The sequence below is a fragment of the Cupriavidus nantongensis genome (assembly GCF_001598055.1).
Classification (GTDB): Bacteria; Pseudomonadota; Gammaproteobacteria; order Burkholderiales; family Burkholderiaceae; genus Cupriavidus; species Cupriavidus nantongensis.
This window is the reverse complement of record NZ_CP014844.1, coordinates 950,460-966,984: the sequence shown is the minus strand read 5'-3', so window position 1 is coordinate 966,984 and position 16,525 is coordinate 950,460. Positions and strand designations below refer to the sequence as shown.

At 69.4% G+C, this 16,525-nt stretch carries 14 protein-coding genes; 5 read left to right on the top strand and 9 right to left on the bottom strand.

Going from position 1 to position 16,525, the window contains the following annotated elements; all coding sequences use genetic code 11:
• Nucleotides 1-5: 5 nt before the first annotated feature.
• The gene (locus A2G96_RS04410) at nt 6-2,324 is read right to left on the bottom strand and encodes a DUF3141 domain-containing protein (RefSeq protein WP_082818842.1); all 2,319 of its coding nucleotides are present in this window, start codon (nt 2,322-2,324) and stop codon (nt 6-8) included.
• A gap of 333 nt (nt 2,325-2,657) precedes the next feature.
• On the opposite strand from A2G96_RS04410, the gene A2G96_RS04405 reads away from it, so the two are divergent.
• A complete protein-coding gene (locus tag A2G96_RS04405; RefSeq protein ID WP_082818841.1) occupies nt 2,658-3,659 on the top strand; it encodes a phosphate acetyltransferase in 1,002 nt (333 codons plus the stop codon).
• A 40-nt stretch (nt 3,660-3,699) separates the two neighbouring features.
• Entirely contained in the window at nt 3,700-4,935 is a 1,236-nt protein-coding gene (locus A2G96_RS04400; protein WP_062797112.1) for an acetate/propionate family kinase, read from the top strand.
• Nucleotide 4,936: 1 nt separating this feature from the next.
• Here A2G96_RS04400 and A2G96_RS04395 read toward each other — a convergent pair whose 3' ends face one another.
• Together A2G96_RS04395 and A2G96_RS04390 are read right to left on the bottom strand one after the other, a co-directional pair.
• Entirely contained in the window at nt 4,937-5,770 is an 834-nt protein-coding gene (locus tag A2G96_RS04395) for a tyrosine-protein phosphatase (protein ID WP_062797110.1), read from the bottom strand.
• A 50-nt stretch (nt 5,771-5,820) separates the two neighbouring features.
• Nucleotides 5,821-6,066, bottom strand: coding sequence for a hypothetical protein (locus tag A2G96_RS04390; RefSeq protein ID WP_062797108.1), 246 nt, complete (start codon nt 6,064-6,066; stop codon nt 5,821-5,823).
• A gap of 265 nt (nt 6,067-6,331) precedes the next feature.
• On the opposite strand from A2G96_RS04390, the gene A2G96_RS04385 reads away from it, so the two are divergent.
• Nucleotides 6,332-7,885 (top strand): DASS family sodium-coupled anion symporter, encoded by a 1,554-nt coding sequence (locus tag A2G96_RS04385; protein WP_174549291.1) that lies wholly within the window; start codon nt 6,332-6,334, stop codon nt 7,883-7,885.
• Between the two features lie 52 nt (nt 7,886-7,937).
• Nucleotides 7,938-8,633: a transglycosylase domain-containing protein gene (locus tag A2G96_RS04380; protein ID WP_062797104.1), complete on the top strand. Its 696-nt coding sequence runs from the start codon at nt 7,938-7,940 to the stop codon at nt 8,631-8,633.
• Nucleotides 8,634-8,655: 22 nt separating this feature from the next.
• Here the strand turns inward: A2G96_RS04380 and A2G96_RS04375 are convergent, their stop codons facing one another.
• The 5 genes from A2G96_RS04375 to A2G96_RS04355 are packed head-to-tail and all read right to left on the bottom strand — an operon-like array spanning nt 8,656 to nt 14,808.
• Nucleotides 8,656-8,880 carry a formate dehydrogenase subunit delta gene (locus tag A2G96_RS04375; RefSeq protein ID WP_062797103.1) on the bottom strand — a complete coding sequence of 75 codons (225 nt, stop codon included), beginning with the start codon at nt 8,878-8,880 and terminating at the stop codon, nt 8,656-8,658.
• Nucleotides 8,877-9,752, bottom strand: coding sequence for a formate dehydrogenase accessory sulfurtransferase FdhD (gene fdhD / locus A2G96_RS04370; RefSeq protein WP_062797101.1), 876 nt, complete (start codon nt 9,750-9,752; stop codon nt 8,877-8,879). Before fdhD ends, A2G96_RS04375 begins: the two co-directional genes overlap by 4 nt.
• A gap of 15 nt (nt 9,753-9,767) precedes the next feature.
• The gene (gene fdhF, locus A2G96_RS04365) at nt 9,768-12,656 is read right to left on the bottom strand and encodes a formate dehydrogenase subunit alpha (RefSeq protein ID WP_062797099.1); all 2,889 of its coding nucleotides are present in this window, start codon (nt 12,654-12,656) and stop codon (nt 9,768-9,770) included.
• 35 nt (nt 12,657-12,691) lie between these two features.
• The gene (locus A2G96_RS04360) at nt 12,692-14,254 is read right to left on the bottom strand and encodes a formate dehydrogenase beta subunit (RefSeq protein ID WP_062797097.1); all 1,563 of its coding nucleotides are present in this window, start codon (nt 14,252-14,254) and stop codon (nt 12,692-12,694) included.
• A complete protein-coding gene (locus tag A2G96_RS04355) occupies nt 14,251-14,808 on the bottom strand; it encodes a formate dehydrogenase subunit gamma (protein ID WP_062797095.1) in 558 nt (185 codons plus the stop codon). The genes A2G96_RS04360 and A2G96_RS04355 overlap by 4 nt, the downstream gene beginning before the upstream one ends.
• Nucleotides 14,809-14,968: 160 nt before the next feature.
• Here A2G96_RS04355 and A2G96_RS04350 point away from each other — a divergent pair, with 160 nt between their 5' ends.
• The gene (locus A2G96_RS04350) at nt 14,969-16,069 is read left to right on the top strand and encodes a substrate-binding domain-containing protein (RefSeq protein WP_062797093.1); all 1,101 of its coding nucleotides are present in this window, start codon (nt 14,969-14,971) and stop codon (nt 16,067-16,069) included.
• Here A2G96_RS04350 and fdxA read toward each other — a convergent pair.
• Entirely contained in the window at nt 16,066-16,395 is a 330-nt protein-coding gene (fdxA, locus tag A2G96_RS04345; protein WP_062797090.1) for a ferredoxin FdxA, read from the bottom strand. The genes A2G96_RS04350 and fdxA overlap by 4 nt on opposite strands.
• Nucleotides 16,396-16,525 lie beyond the last annotated feature (130 nt).

Sequence of the window (16,525 nt, the reverse complement as noted above, 5' to 3'; positions counted from 1 at the left end):
CGCGGTTATGGTAATCCGATTTCCGGCTCCGCCCCGCCACCGGGCTGTTCTGCCTCCGGCGCATCGCCCGTGCCCAGGATCTGCGCGACCTCGCGATAGCGCGCCAGCCGCTCGCCCGCCAGCGGGCCGCTGACGGTCATCACGCGATGCGCCGCCGCCATCAGCTTGCGCCGGGTCTCGCGGTCCGGCACCAGCGCCGGCAGGGCCCGGATCGCGCGCTGCGGGTCGAGCCTGACGATAAAGCTCTGCTGGCGCACCGCGGTCTTGAACGCGGCCAGGTCGGCATGGGCGCCGTTGGTTTCGGTGGCCTGCTGCTGCTCGCGCGCGATACGACGCAGCAGGTTGAAGGGCCGCTCCTCGATCGCGCTGGACCGTTCCGCGACATAGGCCAGCACGCGCACGAAGGCTTCGAGCGTGCCGCCCTGCGCGATCGACGCCTCGGCATCGCGCAGGCGCCGCGCAGCCAGTTCCCGGCGCAGCGCCACCGTGACGGGCGATTCCACGTTGGCCGGCGCTTGCGCCTGCAGCCCGACCAGCGCTGCCATCGCGGGCGCCTGGTAGATCGCCTCGAACACCTGCTCGTACCAGGCATCGCGCCAGTCGCGGAACTGGTCGAGCGCGCGGATGATCTGCGCCGAGGCCGCCTGCTCCAGCGTCAGCAGCGGATTGTCCGGCGCGACCGGCGCGCGATGCTCGCGCACCCATGGCGCGAGCGCGCCGATCCACGCCATCCACGGGTTCATGTCGGTCGCCAGCGTGCGTTCCAGCCGCGCGGGATGCAGCGCGCGCAACCATTGCGCGCTGAACTCGCTGGAAACGGCGCGCACCCACGGCGAGGCGAAGGTATCGTAGATGTGCTGGTTGATCTCGGCCACGCGCCGCACCACCTCGAAGGCGCACTCGTCGTCGCGGCCATCGTCCAGCGCCAGGATGTCGGCGATGCCGCGGCGCTCGAAGCGCACCAGGTAGCGCCCTTCGACCAGCTCGCGATGCGGCAGGTCCGGGGCGATGTCTTCGATCCTGGCCTCGTACAGCCCCGGCGGCAGCACGTCGATCAAATCCAGCGCGCAGAACAGTTCGCTGTGCTCGCGGTTAGCCACGCCGGCGGAGACGAAGATGCCCAGGTGGCCCACGGTCGGGTGCAGGCAGTAGACGATGACCTGGTCGTTGGCGACCAGTTCGTCGTCGCTCGCATACAGGTCCGGGATCCAGTTCAGCGCCTGCTGCGGCGGCGTGATGTTGTCCCCCCACGAGGCAAAGATGATCACCGGCGAGCGCACGTTGCGCAGGTCCACCACGGTGTTGCCGTCGCTGCTGCGCACCGCGCCCGCCGTGAGCCGGTTGCCGACAAACAGCTGCTGCACGATCCAGTCGATCTCGGCACGGTTCATCAGGAAATGGCCGCCCCACCAGCGCTCGAAGTCAAGGAAGCGCGGGCCTTCGGTGTCGACGCGCGCATAGACGTCGTAGAGCTTCTTCCACAGCGTGTTGGCGGGATTGAGCTGCTCGAAGTTCTGCACCAGCCAGGCCCCGTCGAACCTGCCATTGCCCAGGTCGGCCGCCAGCGATGCCAGCCACGAACCGCCCAGCAGCCCGCCGCTGTAGCGCATCGGGTTGCGCCCGCGCACGCCGGACCAGTACGCCAGCGGCGCGCCGGCCAGCAGCAGCGGGCCGGTGCGCTCGGGCGCCACCGCGGCCAGCATCATCAGCGCCCAGCCGGCCTGGCAGTTGCCGATGACGAAGGGCTTGCCGGGCGCATCCGGATGCCGCTCGCCGACGATGCGCAGGAACGCGGCCTCGGCGCGCGCCACGGCCTCGATGGTCTGGCCGGGGCAGGGCTCGTGGAAGAAGGTGATGAAGTAGCACGGATGGCCGGTGCGCAGCGCGATGCCGATCTCGCTGTCGGCCTTGAAGCCGCCGATGCCGGGGCCATGGCCGGCGCGCGGATCGATCACGACGAAGGGGCGCTTGGCGGGATCGGTCGGGCTGCCGGTGGGCGGCACGATGCGCAGCAGCGCGTAGTTGGCGGGCTCCGGCAACTGGCGGCCATCGGCCAGCAATTCATGCTCGAACACCAGCACCGGGGGCATGCCCTCGCGCTCATGCTCGGCCGACAGGTTGCCGCGCTGGCGCAGGATGTCGAGCAGCAGCACGTGGCGCTGCCAGGCGTCATGGGCGTACTCGAGAAATGGCTGGGCCAGTGCGCCGATCGGGTCTGCATATTGATCGACGTTGGAAGCCAGCCCGCGCGTTGGCGTGTCAGGCGCGGAACTCGAGGTGGCAGTGCCGTCCTGCGGCAGGACGGCGCGTTCGCGTGCGGTCATGGCGATCCCCTGGTGGGCGCCATGCCGGGATTCCGCGCGCGTGGCGCGCGGCCGGCGTGACGCTTGTTGCCCTGCAACAAAAACAAGCCTAGCAGCGGCGGCGGCACGGTGCAACCCGCGGGGGGTCGGGACGGACGGCCGCGCCGCCGGCGCCCTCGCCGTTCATCGGCCTGCCTCAATTCGCGCCTATACTGGGGCACGGCGCCTTGCGCATTGCAGCAACCGGCGTCCACGCAAGCACCGGCGCGGGCTCGACGCCTGCCCGCAAGGCCGGTACCCTGACCGCTGCGCCAGCCACGAACCATCGCACAGAACATCGCACGGAACATCGTCATGACTGCTGCCTCGCCTGCCATGTCCGCCATGTCCGCCATGTCCGACCTTGCCGCGCCTGCCGCGCCGGCGCCGGACAAATACGCCACGCTGCTGGCGCGCTGCGCCGGGCTGCCGCCGATCCCGACCGCGGTGGCGCATCCGTGCGATGCGGCGTCGCTGGGCGGCGCGCTGCAGGCCGCGCAGCTCGGCCTGATCGTGCCGATCCTGGTCGGCCCCGCGGCGCGCATTCGGCAGGTCGCGGCGGAGCACGGCATGGCGCTGGGCGACACCGTCATCATCGACACGCCGCACAGCCATGCCTCGGCCGCACGCGCGGTCGAGGCAGTGCGCGCCGGCGAGGCCGAACTGCTGATGAAAGGCAGCCTGCATACCGACGAGCTGCTGCACGAGGTCACCGCGTCGGCCAGCGGGCTGCGCACCGGGCGGCGCCTGTCGCATGTGTTCGCGATGGACGTGCCGCGCTACCACAAGCCGCTGTTCATCACCGACGCCGCGGTCAACATCTTCCCCACGCTGAACGAGAAGGCCGATATCTGCCGCAACGCCATCGACCTGCTGCGCACGCTCGGGATCGAGCGGCCCAAGGTGGCGATCCTGTCCGCGGTCGAGACCGTCACCGACAAGATCCCTTCGACCATCGACGCCGCCGCGCTGTGCACCATGGCGCGGCGCGGGCAGATCACCGGCGGCGTGCTCGACGGCCCGCTCGCCTTCGACAACGCCATCAGCCGCGAGGCCGCGCTCACCAAGGGCATCGATTCGGACGTCGCCGGCGACCCCGACATCCTGCTGGTGCCGGACCTGGAAGCCGGCAACATGCTGGCCAAGCAGCTGACCTTCCTGGCCGGGGCCGAAGCCGCCGGCATCGTGCTGGGCGCGCGCGTGCCCGTGATCCTGACCAGCCGGGCCGACAGCGTGCGCGCGCGCATCGGCAGCTGCGCCATCGCCGTGCTGCTGGCGCACGCGCGCCGCGGCGCCGAAGCCGCGGCGCAGGTCTGACCGGCCCGCCCCCTCTGCACTGACAACGGAGCTTTCCCGCGTGACCCCCCTCCACACCGCCGCGCCCGCCGTCATCCTCGTCGTCAACGCGGGCTCGTCCAGCGTCAAGGTCTCGGTCTACGCCGTGCCCGAGGCCGCGCACGGCAATGCCGACATCAACCCGGTGCTGAGCGCGCACGGCCAGATCGAAGGCATCGGTGTCGCGCCGCGGCTGCGCGCCACCATGGCCGACGGCCGCGTGGTGGCCGACGAGACCTTCCCGCAGGCGCAGGTGGCCGACCACGATGCCGCCTTCCGCCTGGTGCGGCTGGTGCTGAGCGTGGGCCTGCGCGACCATCCGCCGGTGGCGATCGGCCATCGCGTGGTGCATGGCGGTGCGGCCTACGCGCAAGCGGTCTGCATCGACGACACCGTGCTGGAAAACCTGGAAGCACTGGTGCCGCTGGCGCCGCTGCACCAGCCGCACAACCTGACCGCGATCCGCGCGGTGCGCCAGGCCATGCCGGAGCTGCTGCAGGTGGCGTGCTTCGACACCGCCTTCCACGCCGGCCACGACGTGCTGGCGCAGCTGATGGCGCTGCCCTATGCGTATTTCGAGCGCGGCATCCGGCGCTATGGCTTCCATGGGCTGTCTTACGAGTACATCGCGCGCCGGCTGCGCCAGGTCGCGCCCGACCTGGCCGAAGGCCGCGTGGTGGTGGCGCACCTGGGCAACGGCGCCAGCCTGTGCGCCATGCGCGACGGGCGCAGCGTCGACAGCACCATGGGCCTGACCGCGCTCGATGGCCTGCCGATGGGCACGCGCTGCGGCGCGGTCGATCCGGGCGCGCTGCTGTGGCTGGCGCAGCAAGGCATGAGCGCCGCCGAAATCCAGGCGATGCTGTACCAGGAATCGGGGCTGAAGGGACTGTCCGGCGTCAGCAGCGACATGCGCGCGCTGCTGGCCAGCGATGCGCCGCGCGCGCGGCTGGCGGTGGATTTCTACGCCTATCGCGCCGCGCAGGAAATCGGCAAGCTCGCCACCACGCTGGGCGGCCTCGATGCGCTGGTATTCACCGCGGGCATCGGCGCCAATTCGCCGCCGGTGCGCGCGCGCATCTGCGAACACCTGGCGGGCCTGTTCGGCATCACGCTCGATGCCGGCGCCAACGGCAACAACAGCCAGCGCATCAGCCGCGACGACAGCCGCGTGCCGGTGCTGGTGCTGCCGACCGATGAAGAAGGGATGATCGCACTCAGCACCGCGCGCATCCTGCGCGACAGCGGCAAGCTGTAGATCAATCGGCCAGGTAGTGCGCGCGCAGCTGCGCGACGTCGACCTGCAGTGCGTCGCGCAGGTAGTTGCCGACGCTGCCCCAGCCCGCGTCGATGGCCTGCATCGACGCCTCGAGATAGCTGGCCCGGACTTCCAGCAGCGGCATCATCACCGCGGCATCGATGCCAAGCCCGCGCATCTGCGCCAGCGCGGCCGCATTGAACTGCGCGTTGCGCTGGTTCGATTCCAGGTAGTTGGCGAGGATATCGTCCTGCCCCACACCCAGCGCCGCCAGCAGCAGCAGCGCGGCAAAGCCGGTGCGGTCCTTGCCCGCGGTGCAGTGGAACAGCAGCGTCTGGCCGCCCTGCACGGTCTGCATGAAGCCGCCGAAGGCGGCGCGATAGCGCACCGGGAAATCGCGGTAGACCTCGAGCATGAAGGCATCCATCTGCGCCGGCGTGCTGGCGCGCAGGCGCGGCATCAGCACATCCATCGCCATGCTGCCTTCCAGCACCGGCACCGCCTGCCAGCGGAAGCGCTGGCCGAAGGCCGCTTCGTCCGGCGACTTCTCGCCGGGCGAGCGGAAGTCCACCACCATGTCGAGCCCCAGCGCCTGCAGCCGCTGCAGGTCGGCATCGCTCGCCAGCGCCGGGTTGCCGCTGCGGTAGAGCCTGCCGTGGCGCACGCGGCGCCCTTCCGCGCCCACCAGTCCGCCCAGGTCGCGCGCATTGCTGATGCGCTCGAACACCAGGTTTGGCACGTCTTGCATGTCCGGCGCGGGACCGGTCGCCGCCGGCGTTGGCGGCATGGCCGCGAGGGCATGCGGGCATGCCGCGCGTTGAAGCCACTTGAGCATTGTTCTTTCCAGTTTGTCGTTGGCAGGCGCGCCGGTGCCGGTGCGGCGCTTCAGCGCTCGCGATACGCCGGCACGTGCCAGCGCAGGTGGCAGCCGGCGATATAGCGCCGGTCCAGCCGCGCCACCAGCTTCCATACCGTCAGTGCGCCGGCGTCGATATCGACCCACGCCCAGGGATGCGCGGGGTCGCCTTCCTTCACCAGTTCCACCGAACGGATCTTCGCATACCGTGCCAGCGCGTTGCGCAGCGCCGCCGGCTCCAGCCCGGCCTTGAGACCGCGTACTAAAACCTTCATGGTCGGCTCCAATTATTTCAGATCACTCCGGCTCGTGCCTCATGCGGCCCGGCGCGGCGCCGATATCGGATCATGCGGACTGCTGCCCAGGCCTTGTGTGGCGAGCCTCTCACTGGTATGACGCGCGCGGCGGCCGGAGAATCCGGCGATCTGCCATTGCCTTGATCTTGCGCATGACGGGCGTAACTATCCCTTCGCCGTCCTCGACATCGCCCGCTGCGCGCCGGAAAATTTAAGACAGGTCGAACTACAAGGAATGTCGGCAATGCCAGAACTTCCCGCCTCCCAGCCGCCCGCCCCTGCCACCCCTGCCGTGGCCACACCAGCTGGCACACCAGTGCCCACACCAGCACCCGCCGCCACACCCAGGCTGACCCTGCACTGGGGCCTGTTCGCAGCCGCCGCCGCGCTGATCGCGGTGCTGGCGATGCCGCAGCCCGACGGCCTCACCATTGCCGGCCAGCGCATGCTGGCGATCCTGGCGTTCGCCATCGTGGTGTGGATCACCGAGGCGGTGTCGTACGAAACCAGCGCCATCATGATCACCTCGCTGATGGCCGGGCTGATCGGCTTTGCGCCGACCGTGAATGACCCCTCGGTGCAATACGGCACGTCGAAGGCACTGGGCATGGCGCTGGCCGGATTCTCCAACACCGCGCTGGCGCTGGTTGCGGCGGCGCTGTTTATTTCCGCGGCGATGACAGTGACCGGACTCGACCGGCGCATCGCGCTGGTGACGCTGTCGGCAATCGGCACCAGCACGCGCCGCATCCTGATCGGCACCATCGCCGTCACCATCGCGCTGAGCCTGGTGGTGCCGAGCGCCACCGCGCGCAGCGCCTGCGTGGTGCCGATCATGATGGGCGTGATCGCAGCGTTCGGCGTCGACAAGAAGTCCAATATCGCCGCCGGCATCATGATCACGGTGGCGCAGGCCACCAGCATCTGGAACGTCGGCATCCAGACCGCCGCCGCGCAGAACCTGCTGACGGTCGGCTTCATGGACAAGCTGCTGGGCGAGCGCGTCACCTGGCTGCAATGGCTGATCGCGGGCGCGCCATGGGCGGTGGCGATGTCGGTGGTGCTCTATGTGCTGGTGCGCTGGCTGCTGCCGGCCGAGACCGAGGCCATTCCCGGCGGCAAGGAGGCGGTGCAGCGCGAGCTGTCGGCGCTCGGCCCGATGAGCGGCCCGCAGAAGCGGCTGGCCGCGGTGTCGCTGGGCCTGCTGCTGTTCTGGGCCACCGAGGGCAAGCTGCACAGCTTCGACACCGCCACCGTGACCTTCGTCGGTCTGGTGAGCCTGATGCTGCCGCGCCTCGGCGTGATGGACTGGAAGACCATGCAGCAGCGCACGCCGTGGGGCACGCTGATCGTGTTCGGGGTGGGCATCAGCCTGGGCACCGCGCTGCTGTCGACCCAGGCCGGACAGTGGCTGGGCCAGTTCGTGGTCACGCATTCGGGGCTGGCGGCGCACGGGGCGCTGCTGGTGTTTGCGATCCTGTCGGCCTTCCTGATCCTGATCCACCTGGGCTTTGCCAGCGCCACCGCGCTGACCGCGGCGCTGCTGCCGATCCTGATCTCGGTGCTGCAGACCCTGCCCGGCGACATCAACCGCGTCGGCATCACCATGCTGCTGGGCTTTACCGTCAGCTTCGGCTTTATCCTGCCGATCAACGCCCCGCAGAACATGGTGTGCCTGGGCACCGAGACCTTCAACGGGCGGCAGTTCGCGCGCATCGGCATCCCGGTCACGATCGTCGGCTACGCCATGATGCTGCTGTTCGCCGCGACCTACTGGCGCTGGCTGGGCTGGATATAGGCAAAACCCGCGGGCTCGCGCGGGGCGCGCGGCGGCTGGCACAATACGCGCCATGAAACGCCTGTGCTCCGCCCTGCTCAAGCTGCTGCTGCTCGCCGCGATCGGCGGCGCGCTGCTGGCCGCCATCGCCATCCTCGCCGCCAACCGGCAGCTGCCGTCGCTCGACGCGCTCACCGCCTTTCGCAATACGCCGGACTACGTGCCCATCGAAAGGATGCCGCGCGCGCTGACCGAGGCGGTGGTGGCGATCGAGGACGAACGCTTCTACCTGCATGACGGCATCGACTATGTCGGCGTGATCCGCGCCGGCGTAGCCAACCTGTCGGACGAACTGTCGCAGGGGGCTTCGACCATCACCATGCAGGTCGCGCGCAATTTCTACCTGTCGCGCGAGAAGACCTACACGCGCAAGCTGTACGAGGTATTGCTGTCCTACCGCATCGAAAAGGCCCTGAGCAAGGACGAGATCCTCGAGCTGTACCTGAACAAGATCTACCTGGGACAGGGCGCCTACGGCTTTGCCGATGCCGCGCGGACCTACTTCGGCAAGCGGCTGGACCAGCTGACGCTGGCCGAGTGCGCGATGCTGGCGGGCCTGCCGAAGGCACCGTCGGCGAACAACCCGGTGGCGAATCCCCGGCGCGCGCGCCAGCGGCAGGTGTATATCCTGCAACGGATGCTGGAACTGGGGCGGATTTCGCGGGGCGAGTATGACGGGGCGTTGCTGGAGCCGTTGCGGCTGCGCTGAGCGACGCCGGCAAGCTCGCCTGCTACTCCAGCATGGCCCGGTGCCGGCCCAGCGCCTCCCGCACGATCTCCAGCAGCCCGCTGCCGGCCTCGGCATCGAAATGCCCCAGCAACGCCCGGCGCATGCGCGGTTCCCAGAACCGCTTGATATGCCCGGCGATATCCGAAACGGCTTCCTCGCGATCCGGCATGGCTTCGAAGAAGCTGCCGATCTGGTTGGCCATGGTGACGAGGTTGTCGATCTTCATGCCAGGCTCTCCTGGGTGCTGCCGTGCTGCAGTCGTTGGGGGTGGGCGTAGACCACGTGCGCGCCGGCGCGCACGAAGCCTGCCAGCGTGATATTGGCCTGTTCGGCGAGCCGCACGGCCAGCGCGGTCGGTGCTGAAACGGCCGCGAGCACGCCCGCGCCGATCGCGGCGGTTTTCAGCACCATTTCATAGCTGGCGCGGCTGGTTACCAGCACCGCGCCGCCGGCGATGTCCTCACCACTGCGGGCCAGCGCGCCGGCCAGCTTGTCGAGCGCGTTGTGGCGGCCCACGTCCTCGCGCACCAGCGACACATGGCCGTCGGCGCGCAGCCAGGCGGCGGCGTGGGTCGCGCCGGTATGGCGCTGCAGGGCCTGGCGCAGCTGCAGCTGGACGAAGGCGGCCTGGATCACGTCGGTATGGAAGCTCGCGGTGCTGTGTACCGGCGCGGGGGTCCGCATCACCTGTTCCAGCGATTCGGTGCCGCACAAGCCGCAGCCGGTGCGCCCCGCTAGCGCGCGACGCCGGCCCTTGAGCCGCATGAAGGCTTCCGATGCAATCTCGAGCTGCACCGCGATGCCGTGCTCGCGCGCGTCGATCTCGATGTCATAGACTTCGCCCGCGCTGCCGACGATGCCTTCGCTCAGGCTGAAGCCGAGCGCGAAGTCTTCCAGGTCGGCCGGCGTCGCCAGCATCACCGCATGCGAGATGCCGTTGTACTCTAGCGCCACCGGCACCTCCTCGGCCACTTCGTCGGGCCCCAGCATCAGCTCGCCGCCGCGCCAGCGGTTGACGGCGAAGGTGCTGTGGGTCACGGTTGCGGCGTCCTCGGCCGCGGCCGGATCGCGTTGCGGCGACTGCATGCAGCGCATCATCGCGTGGCCCTCCGCTCAGCCCGCGGCCTGCGCCGGGTCGGCGCTGGCCGCCTCCAGCAGCCGCAGCTGCGTGGCGTTGAAGTCCTGGTACTGGCGCTGCCATGCCGACGGCTGCGCCACCGGCAGCACCTGCACCGCGGTGACCTTGTACTCGGGGCAGTTGGTGGCCCAGTCGGAGTTGTCGGTGGTGATCACGTTGGCGCCCGACTCGGGGAAGTGGAATGTGGTGTAGACCACGCCCGGCTGCATGCGCTCGCTGACGATGGCGCGCAGCACGGTGTCGCCGGCGCGGCTCTGCACCCCGACCCAGTCGCCGTCCTTGATGCCGCGCTCTTCGGCGTCGTGCGGATGGATCTCGAGCCGGTCCTCGGCATGCCAGTGGACGTTGTCGGTGCGCCGCGTCTGCGCGCCGACGTTGTACTGCGACAGGATGCGACCGGTGGTCAGGATCAGCGGGAAGGCGCGCGTGACCTTCTCGGTGGTGGGCACGTATTTGGTGATGATGAACTTGCCCTTGCCGCGCACGAAGGCGTCGATATGCATGGTCGGCGTGCCTTCGGGCGCGTCGGCATTGCACGGCCACTGGATGCTGCCCAACTCCTCCAGGCGCTGGTAGCTGACGCCGGCGAAGGTCGGCGTCAGCCGCGCGATCTCGTCCATGATCTCGGACGGATGCTGGTAGTCCATCGGATAGCCGAGCGCATTGGCCAGCAGCATGGTGGCCTCCCAGTCGGCATAGCGCGCCTTGGGCGGCATTACCTTGCGCACGCGCGAGATGCGGCGCTCGGCGTTGGTAAAGGTGCCGTCCTTTTCCAGGAAGGATGAGCCCGGCAGGAACACGTGCGCGTACTTGGCGGTCTCGTTCAGGAAGATGTCCTGCACCACGATGCATTCCATCGACGACAGCGCCTCGGACACGTGCTGCGTGTTCGGGTCCGACTGCACGATGTCCTCGCCCTGGCAGTACAGGCCCTTGAAGCTGCCCGCCAGCGCGGCCTCGAACATGTTGGGAATGCGCAGGCCAGGCTCGGGGCTGATCTCGACCTTCCAGGCATCTTCGAACAGGCCGCGCACGGTCGAGTCCGACACATGGCGATAGCCCGGCAGTTCATGCGGGAACGAGCCGATATCGCACGAGCCCTGCACATTGTTCTGCCCGCGCAGCGGGTTCACGCCCACGCCCTCGCGGCCGATATTGCCGGTGGCCATGGCGAGGTTGGCGATGCCCATCACGGTGGTCGAGCCTTGCGCATGCTCGGTCACGCCCAGGCCGTAGTAGATCGCGGCGTTGCCGCCGGTCGCGTACAGGCGCGCTGCGCCGCGCAGCTGGTCGGCGGGAATGCCCGTCACGCTCTCCATGGCCTCGGGCGAGTTCTCCGGCAGCGCGACAAAGTCGCGCCACTGCCCGAACGCGCGGTCCTCGCAGCGCTCGGCGATAAAGCCTTCGTTGAGCAGCCCTTCGGTGACGATCACGTGCGCCAGCGACGTCACCAGCGCGACGTTGGTGCCGGGGCGCAGCTGCAGGTGGAAGTCGGCGCGGATATGCGGCGAATCGACCAGGTCGATGCGGCGCGGGTCGACCACGATCAGCCTGGCGCCCGCGCGCAGGCGCTTCTTCATGCGCGAGGCAAAGACCGGGTGGCCGTCGGTCGGGTTGGCGCCGATCACCATGATCACGTCGGCCTTCTCGACCGACTTGAAGGTCTGCGTGCCGGCCGATTCGCCCAGGGTCTGCTTCAGCCCGTAGCCGGTCGGCGAATGGCACACGCGCGCGCAGGTGTCGACGTTGTTGTTGCCGAACGCGGCGCGCACCAGCTTCTGCACCAGGTAGCCTTCTTCGTTGGTGCAGCGCGACGACACGATGCCGCCGATCGAGTCCTTGCCGTGCTGTGCCTGGATGCGCTTGAATTCGGACGCGGCATAGTCGATCGCCTCTTCCCACGACACCTCGCGCCACGGGTCGGTGATCTTCGCCCGGATCATCGGCTTGAGGATGCGGTCCTTGTGCGTGGCGTAGCCCCAGGCAAAGCGGCCCTTGACGCAGGCGTGGCCCTCGTTGGCCTTGCCGTCCTTGTACGGCACCATGCGCACCACTTCATTGCCCTTCATCTCGGCCTTGAACGAACAGCCCACGCCGCAATAGGCGCAGGTGGTCACGGTGCTGTGCGAGGGCTGGCCCAGCCTGATGACGGAAGTCTCGGTCAGCGTCGCGGTCGGGCAGGCCTGCACGCAGGCGCCGCACGAGACGCAGTCCGACTCCATGAACGGCTGGCTGGTGCCGGGCGAGACGCGCGAATCGAAGCCGCGTCCACTGATGGTCAGCGCGAAGGTGCCCTGGGTTTCCTCGCAGGCGCGCACGCAGCGGTTGCAGACGATGCACTTGGAGGGATCGTAGGTGAAGTAAGGATTGGACTCGTCCTTCTCCATCCGCGTGTGCGTCGCGGTCGGCACGCTCGATGCGGCCTGCGGGCCGCCGTCGTTGTAGCGCACCTCGCGCAGGCCGACCACGCCGGCCATGTCCTGCAGCTCGCAATTGCCGTTGGTGGGGCAGGTCAGGCAATCGAGCGGGTGGTCGGAGATATACAGCTCCATCACGCCGCGGCGCAGGTCGGCGAGCTTGTCGCTCTGGGTCTTGACCTTCATGCCGGCTTCCACCGGCGTGGTGCACGAGGCCGGATAGCCGCGCCGCCCCTCGATCTCGACCAGGCACAGCCGGCACGAGCCGAAGGCTTCCAGGCTGTCGGTGGCGCACAGCTTGGGCACGGCGATCTGCGCCTCCATCGCGGCGCGCATCACCGAGGTGCCGGCCGGCACGGTAACGCTGACGCCGTCGACCTCCAGGGTGACCAGTTCGGCCGATGGGCTGGCGGGTGTGCCGAAATCAATCTCGTTGCGGGCATTCATGGCGCTTTGTCTCCCGTGTCTGTGCTGGACCTGGCTCAGGCGGCCCTGGCCGGATTGGATGCGAGGCCGAAGTCCTCGGGGAATTCGTTCAGCGCGGACAGCACCGGGTACGGCGTCATGCCGCCCATCGCGCACAGCGAGCCGTTGAGCATGGTGTCGCACAGGTCGCGCACCAGCTGCACATGCCGCACCGGCTGCTCGCCGGCGATGATGCGGTCCATCACTTCGACGCCGCGGGTCGAGCCGATCCGGCACGGCGTGCATTTGCCGCACGATTCGATCGCGCAGAACTCCATCGCGTAGCGCGCCTGCTTCGCCATGTCGACGGTCTCGTCGAACACCACGATGCCGCCGTGGCCGACCACGCCGCCGAACGCGGCATAGGCTTCGTAGTCCAGCGGCACGTCGAAGCGCGACTCGGGCAGGTAGGCGCCCAGCGGCCCGCCCACCTGCACCGCGCGGATCGCGCGGCCGCTGCGGGTGCCGCCGCCGTAGTCGACCAGCAGCTCGCGCAGCGTGACGCCGAACGCTTTCTCCACCAGCCCGCCACGCTTGATGTTGCCGGCCAGCTGGAACGGCAGCGTGCCGCGCGAGCGGCCCATGCCGAAGTCGCGGTAGTACTGCGCGCCGCGCGCCAGGATCACCGGCACCGTGGCCAGCGAGATCACGTTGTTGATCACCGTGGGCTGGCCGAACAGGCCCTTCAGCGCCGGCAGCGGCGGCTTGGCGCGCACCACGCCGCGCCGGCCTTCCAGGCTCTCCAGCAGCGCGGTTTCCTCGCCGCAGACATAGGCGCCGGCGCCCTTGCGCACTTTGAGATGAAAGCGCCGGCCGCTGCCGCGGATGTCGTCGCCGAGCCAGCCCGCGGCGCTGGCGATGCCGATCGCGCTTTCCAGCACGGCGATCGCATGCGGGTACTCGGAGCGGCAGTAGATGTAGCCCTGCTCCGCACCCACCGCCAGGCCGGCGATGGTCATGCCTTCGATCAGCATGAAGGGATCGTCTTCCATCACCATGCGGTCGGAGAACGTGCCGGAGTCGCCTTCGTCGGCGTTGCAGACGATGTACTTGGTTGCGGACCGGGCACCGAGCACGGTCTTCCACTTGATGCCGGTCGGGAACGCCGCGCCGCCGCGGCCGCGCAGGCCGGAGTCGGTGACCTCCTGCACGATCGCGGCGGGCGGCATCGCCAGCGCGCGTTCCAGGCCGGCGTAGCCCTCGTGCGCGCGGTAGTCGTCCAGCGACAGCGGGTCGGTGATGCCGACGCGGGCGAAGGTCAGGCGCTCCTGCCGCTGCAGGAACGGGATCTCGTCGGTCGGGCCGTGCGCCAGCGCGTGCGCGCCGCCCTGCAGCAGGCCGGCATCGAACAGCCCCGGCACGTCGGCCGCGCCGACCGGACCATAGGCCACGCGGCCGGCATCGGTCTGCACCTCGACCAGCGGCTCGAGCCAGAACATGCCGCGCGAACCGTTGCGCACGATGCGCACGGCTTCGCCGCGCGCGGCGGCTTCGCTGGCGATCGCGCGCGCGACCTCGTCTGCGCCCAGCGCCAGCGCGGTGGAATCGCGCGGCACGAAGAGAGTGGTGACCTTGCTCATGCCTGCGCCTCCGTTTCTGCCGGGGTGGCCGGGGTGGCCGGGTTGGGCGACGCGCGCAGCGCGCGCACCAGCGCGTCGAAGCGCGCCGCATCGACATAGCCGTGCAGTTGCTCGCCGACCATCACTGCCGGGCCGCAGGCGCACTGGCCCAGGCAATAGACCGGCTCCAGCGTCACCTGCCCGTCCGCGCTGGTTTCATGGAAGCCGCAGCCCAGCGCGCGCTGCGCGTGCTCGGCCAGCGCCTCGGCGCCGACCGCCTGGCACGCCTCGGCGCGGCACACCTGCACCACGTGGCGGCCGGCGGGCTGCTGGCGGAAGTGATGGTAGAAGGTGATCACGCCATGCACCTCGGCGCGCGACAGGTTCAGCGCGCGCGCGATCACGGGCACGGCGGTGTCGGGAATAAAGCCCTGGGTGTCCTGGATCTCGTGCAGGATCGGCAGCAAGGCGCCCGGCATGTGCTGGCGTGCCGCGACGATGGCGGCGATGTGCGCGGCATCGGGCGATGCCGCGGCACCGGAGGCACGGGGTGCGTGGGGGGCGATGTCTGGCATGGCGTCTCCTGTGAGGGCTCGCCAGGACCGGCCAAAGTGCCTGCCGGGTCCCGCTTATATGCTATTTTTTTCCTATTTCCGGGCTACCGCTTCGCCGTTTTGCCCGTTAGGCGGACTATATGAGAGTGACAGCGGCCCTTCAATAAGCTATTTTCTACATATGATCCGCATCTCGATCCAACCCCACCTGCAGATCCGGGACGACGCCCGGCCGGGCGCCGAGTCGCTGGACGTGTCGCGCCTGGTGGCCCTGCTCGGCCATATCGGCGAATCCGGCAGCATCAGCCAGTCGGCCCAGGCGGTGTCGCTGTCGTACCGCTATGCCTGGGGCATCCTGCGCGATGCCGAGGCGCTGTTCGGCGGCCCGCTGATCGACAAGACCCGCGGGCGCGGCAGCGCGCTGACGCCGCTGGCGCAGCAGCTGGTGTGGGCCAGCAAGCGGATCGGCGCGCGGCTGTCGCCGACACTGGACAGCCTGGCGTCCGAGCTGGAGATCGAGCTGAAGAAGCTGATGGCGCAGCCCGAGGCCACGGCGCGGCTGCATGCCAGCCACGGCTTCGCGGTGGCGGCGCTGCGCGACTTCCTCGACGAGCAGCAGGTGCGGCACGACCTGAAGTACTGCGGCAGCGTCGAGGCCGTGGCGGCGCTGGCCGAAGGCGCCTGCGACATCGCCGGCTTCCATGTGCCGGTGGGCGAGTTCGAGCACGGCATGTGGCGCCACTTCACCACCTGGCTCAAGCCCGAGACCCACTGCCTGGTGCATCTCGCGGTGCGCAGCCAGGGACTGTTCGTGCGGCCGGGCAACCCGCTCGGCATCCACACGCTCGAGGACCTGACCCGGCGCGAAGTGCGCTTCGTCAACCGGCAGGTCGGCTCCGGCACGCGGCTGCTGCTGGACCTGATGCTGGCGGCGCGCGGCATCGACGGCGCGCGCATCGAGGGCTACAGCAACGGGGAATTCACCCACGCGGCGGTGGCGGCCTATATCGGCAGCGGCATGGCCGACGTCGGCTTCGGCGTCGAGACCGCGGCGCGCCGCTTCGGGCTGGCCTTCGTGCCGGTAATCAAGGAGCGCTACTTCTTTGCGATCGAGCGCGCCAAGCTGCGCAGCGCAGCGCTCGCCGGTGCGGTCGGCGCGCTGACCAGCGAGGCCTTCCGCCAGCGCGTCAATGCGCTGCCCGGCTATGACGGCACCCTGACCGGCACCGTGCAGACCCTGGCCGAAGCCTTCCCGGACTACCGCGACACGCCGCCGCGCTAGCGTTGCAGCAACGACAGGCGGTCAGCGTGGCCGGCCCACTGCTGGTGGTCCGGCAGCGGTCCCTTCGCCTTCGTCAGCGGCAGCCAGTCCGGCCGCCGCGACAGCTCGGCGTTGAGCGCAAGGAAATGGCGCTGTTCCTCGGGCAGGTCATGCTCGGAATAGATTGCGCCGACCGGGCACAACGGCACGCACATCGAGCAGTCGATGCACTGGTCGGGATCGATGGCCAGGAAGTTCGGCCCTTCGTGGAAACACGACATCGGGCAGACTTCGACGCAGTCGGTATGGCGGCACTGGATGCAGGCATCCGTCACGACAAAGGTCATGGGGCAGTCACGGCACGGCAGGGAAACGGTGCGTGATGGTAACGGCCGGCCGGGGCGCGTGGTGCACCCCGGCTTGTGCGACTTCTTCAAATCCGCTGAAGCGGCGGGGCGCCGCGCACGCCCCGCGCCG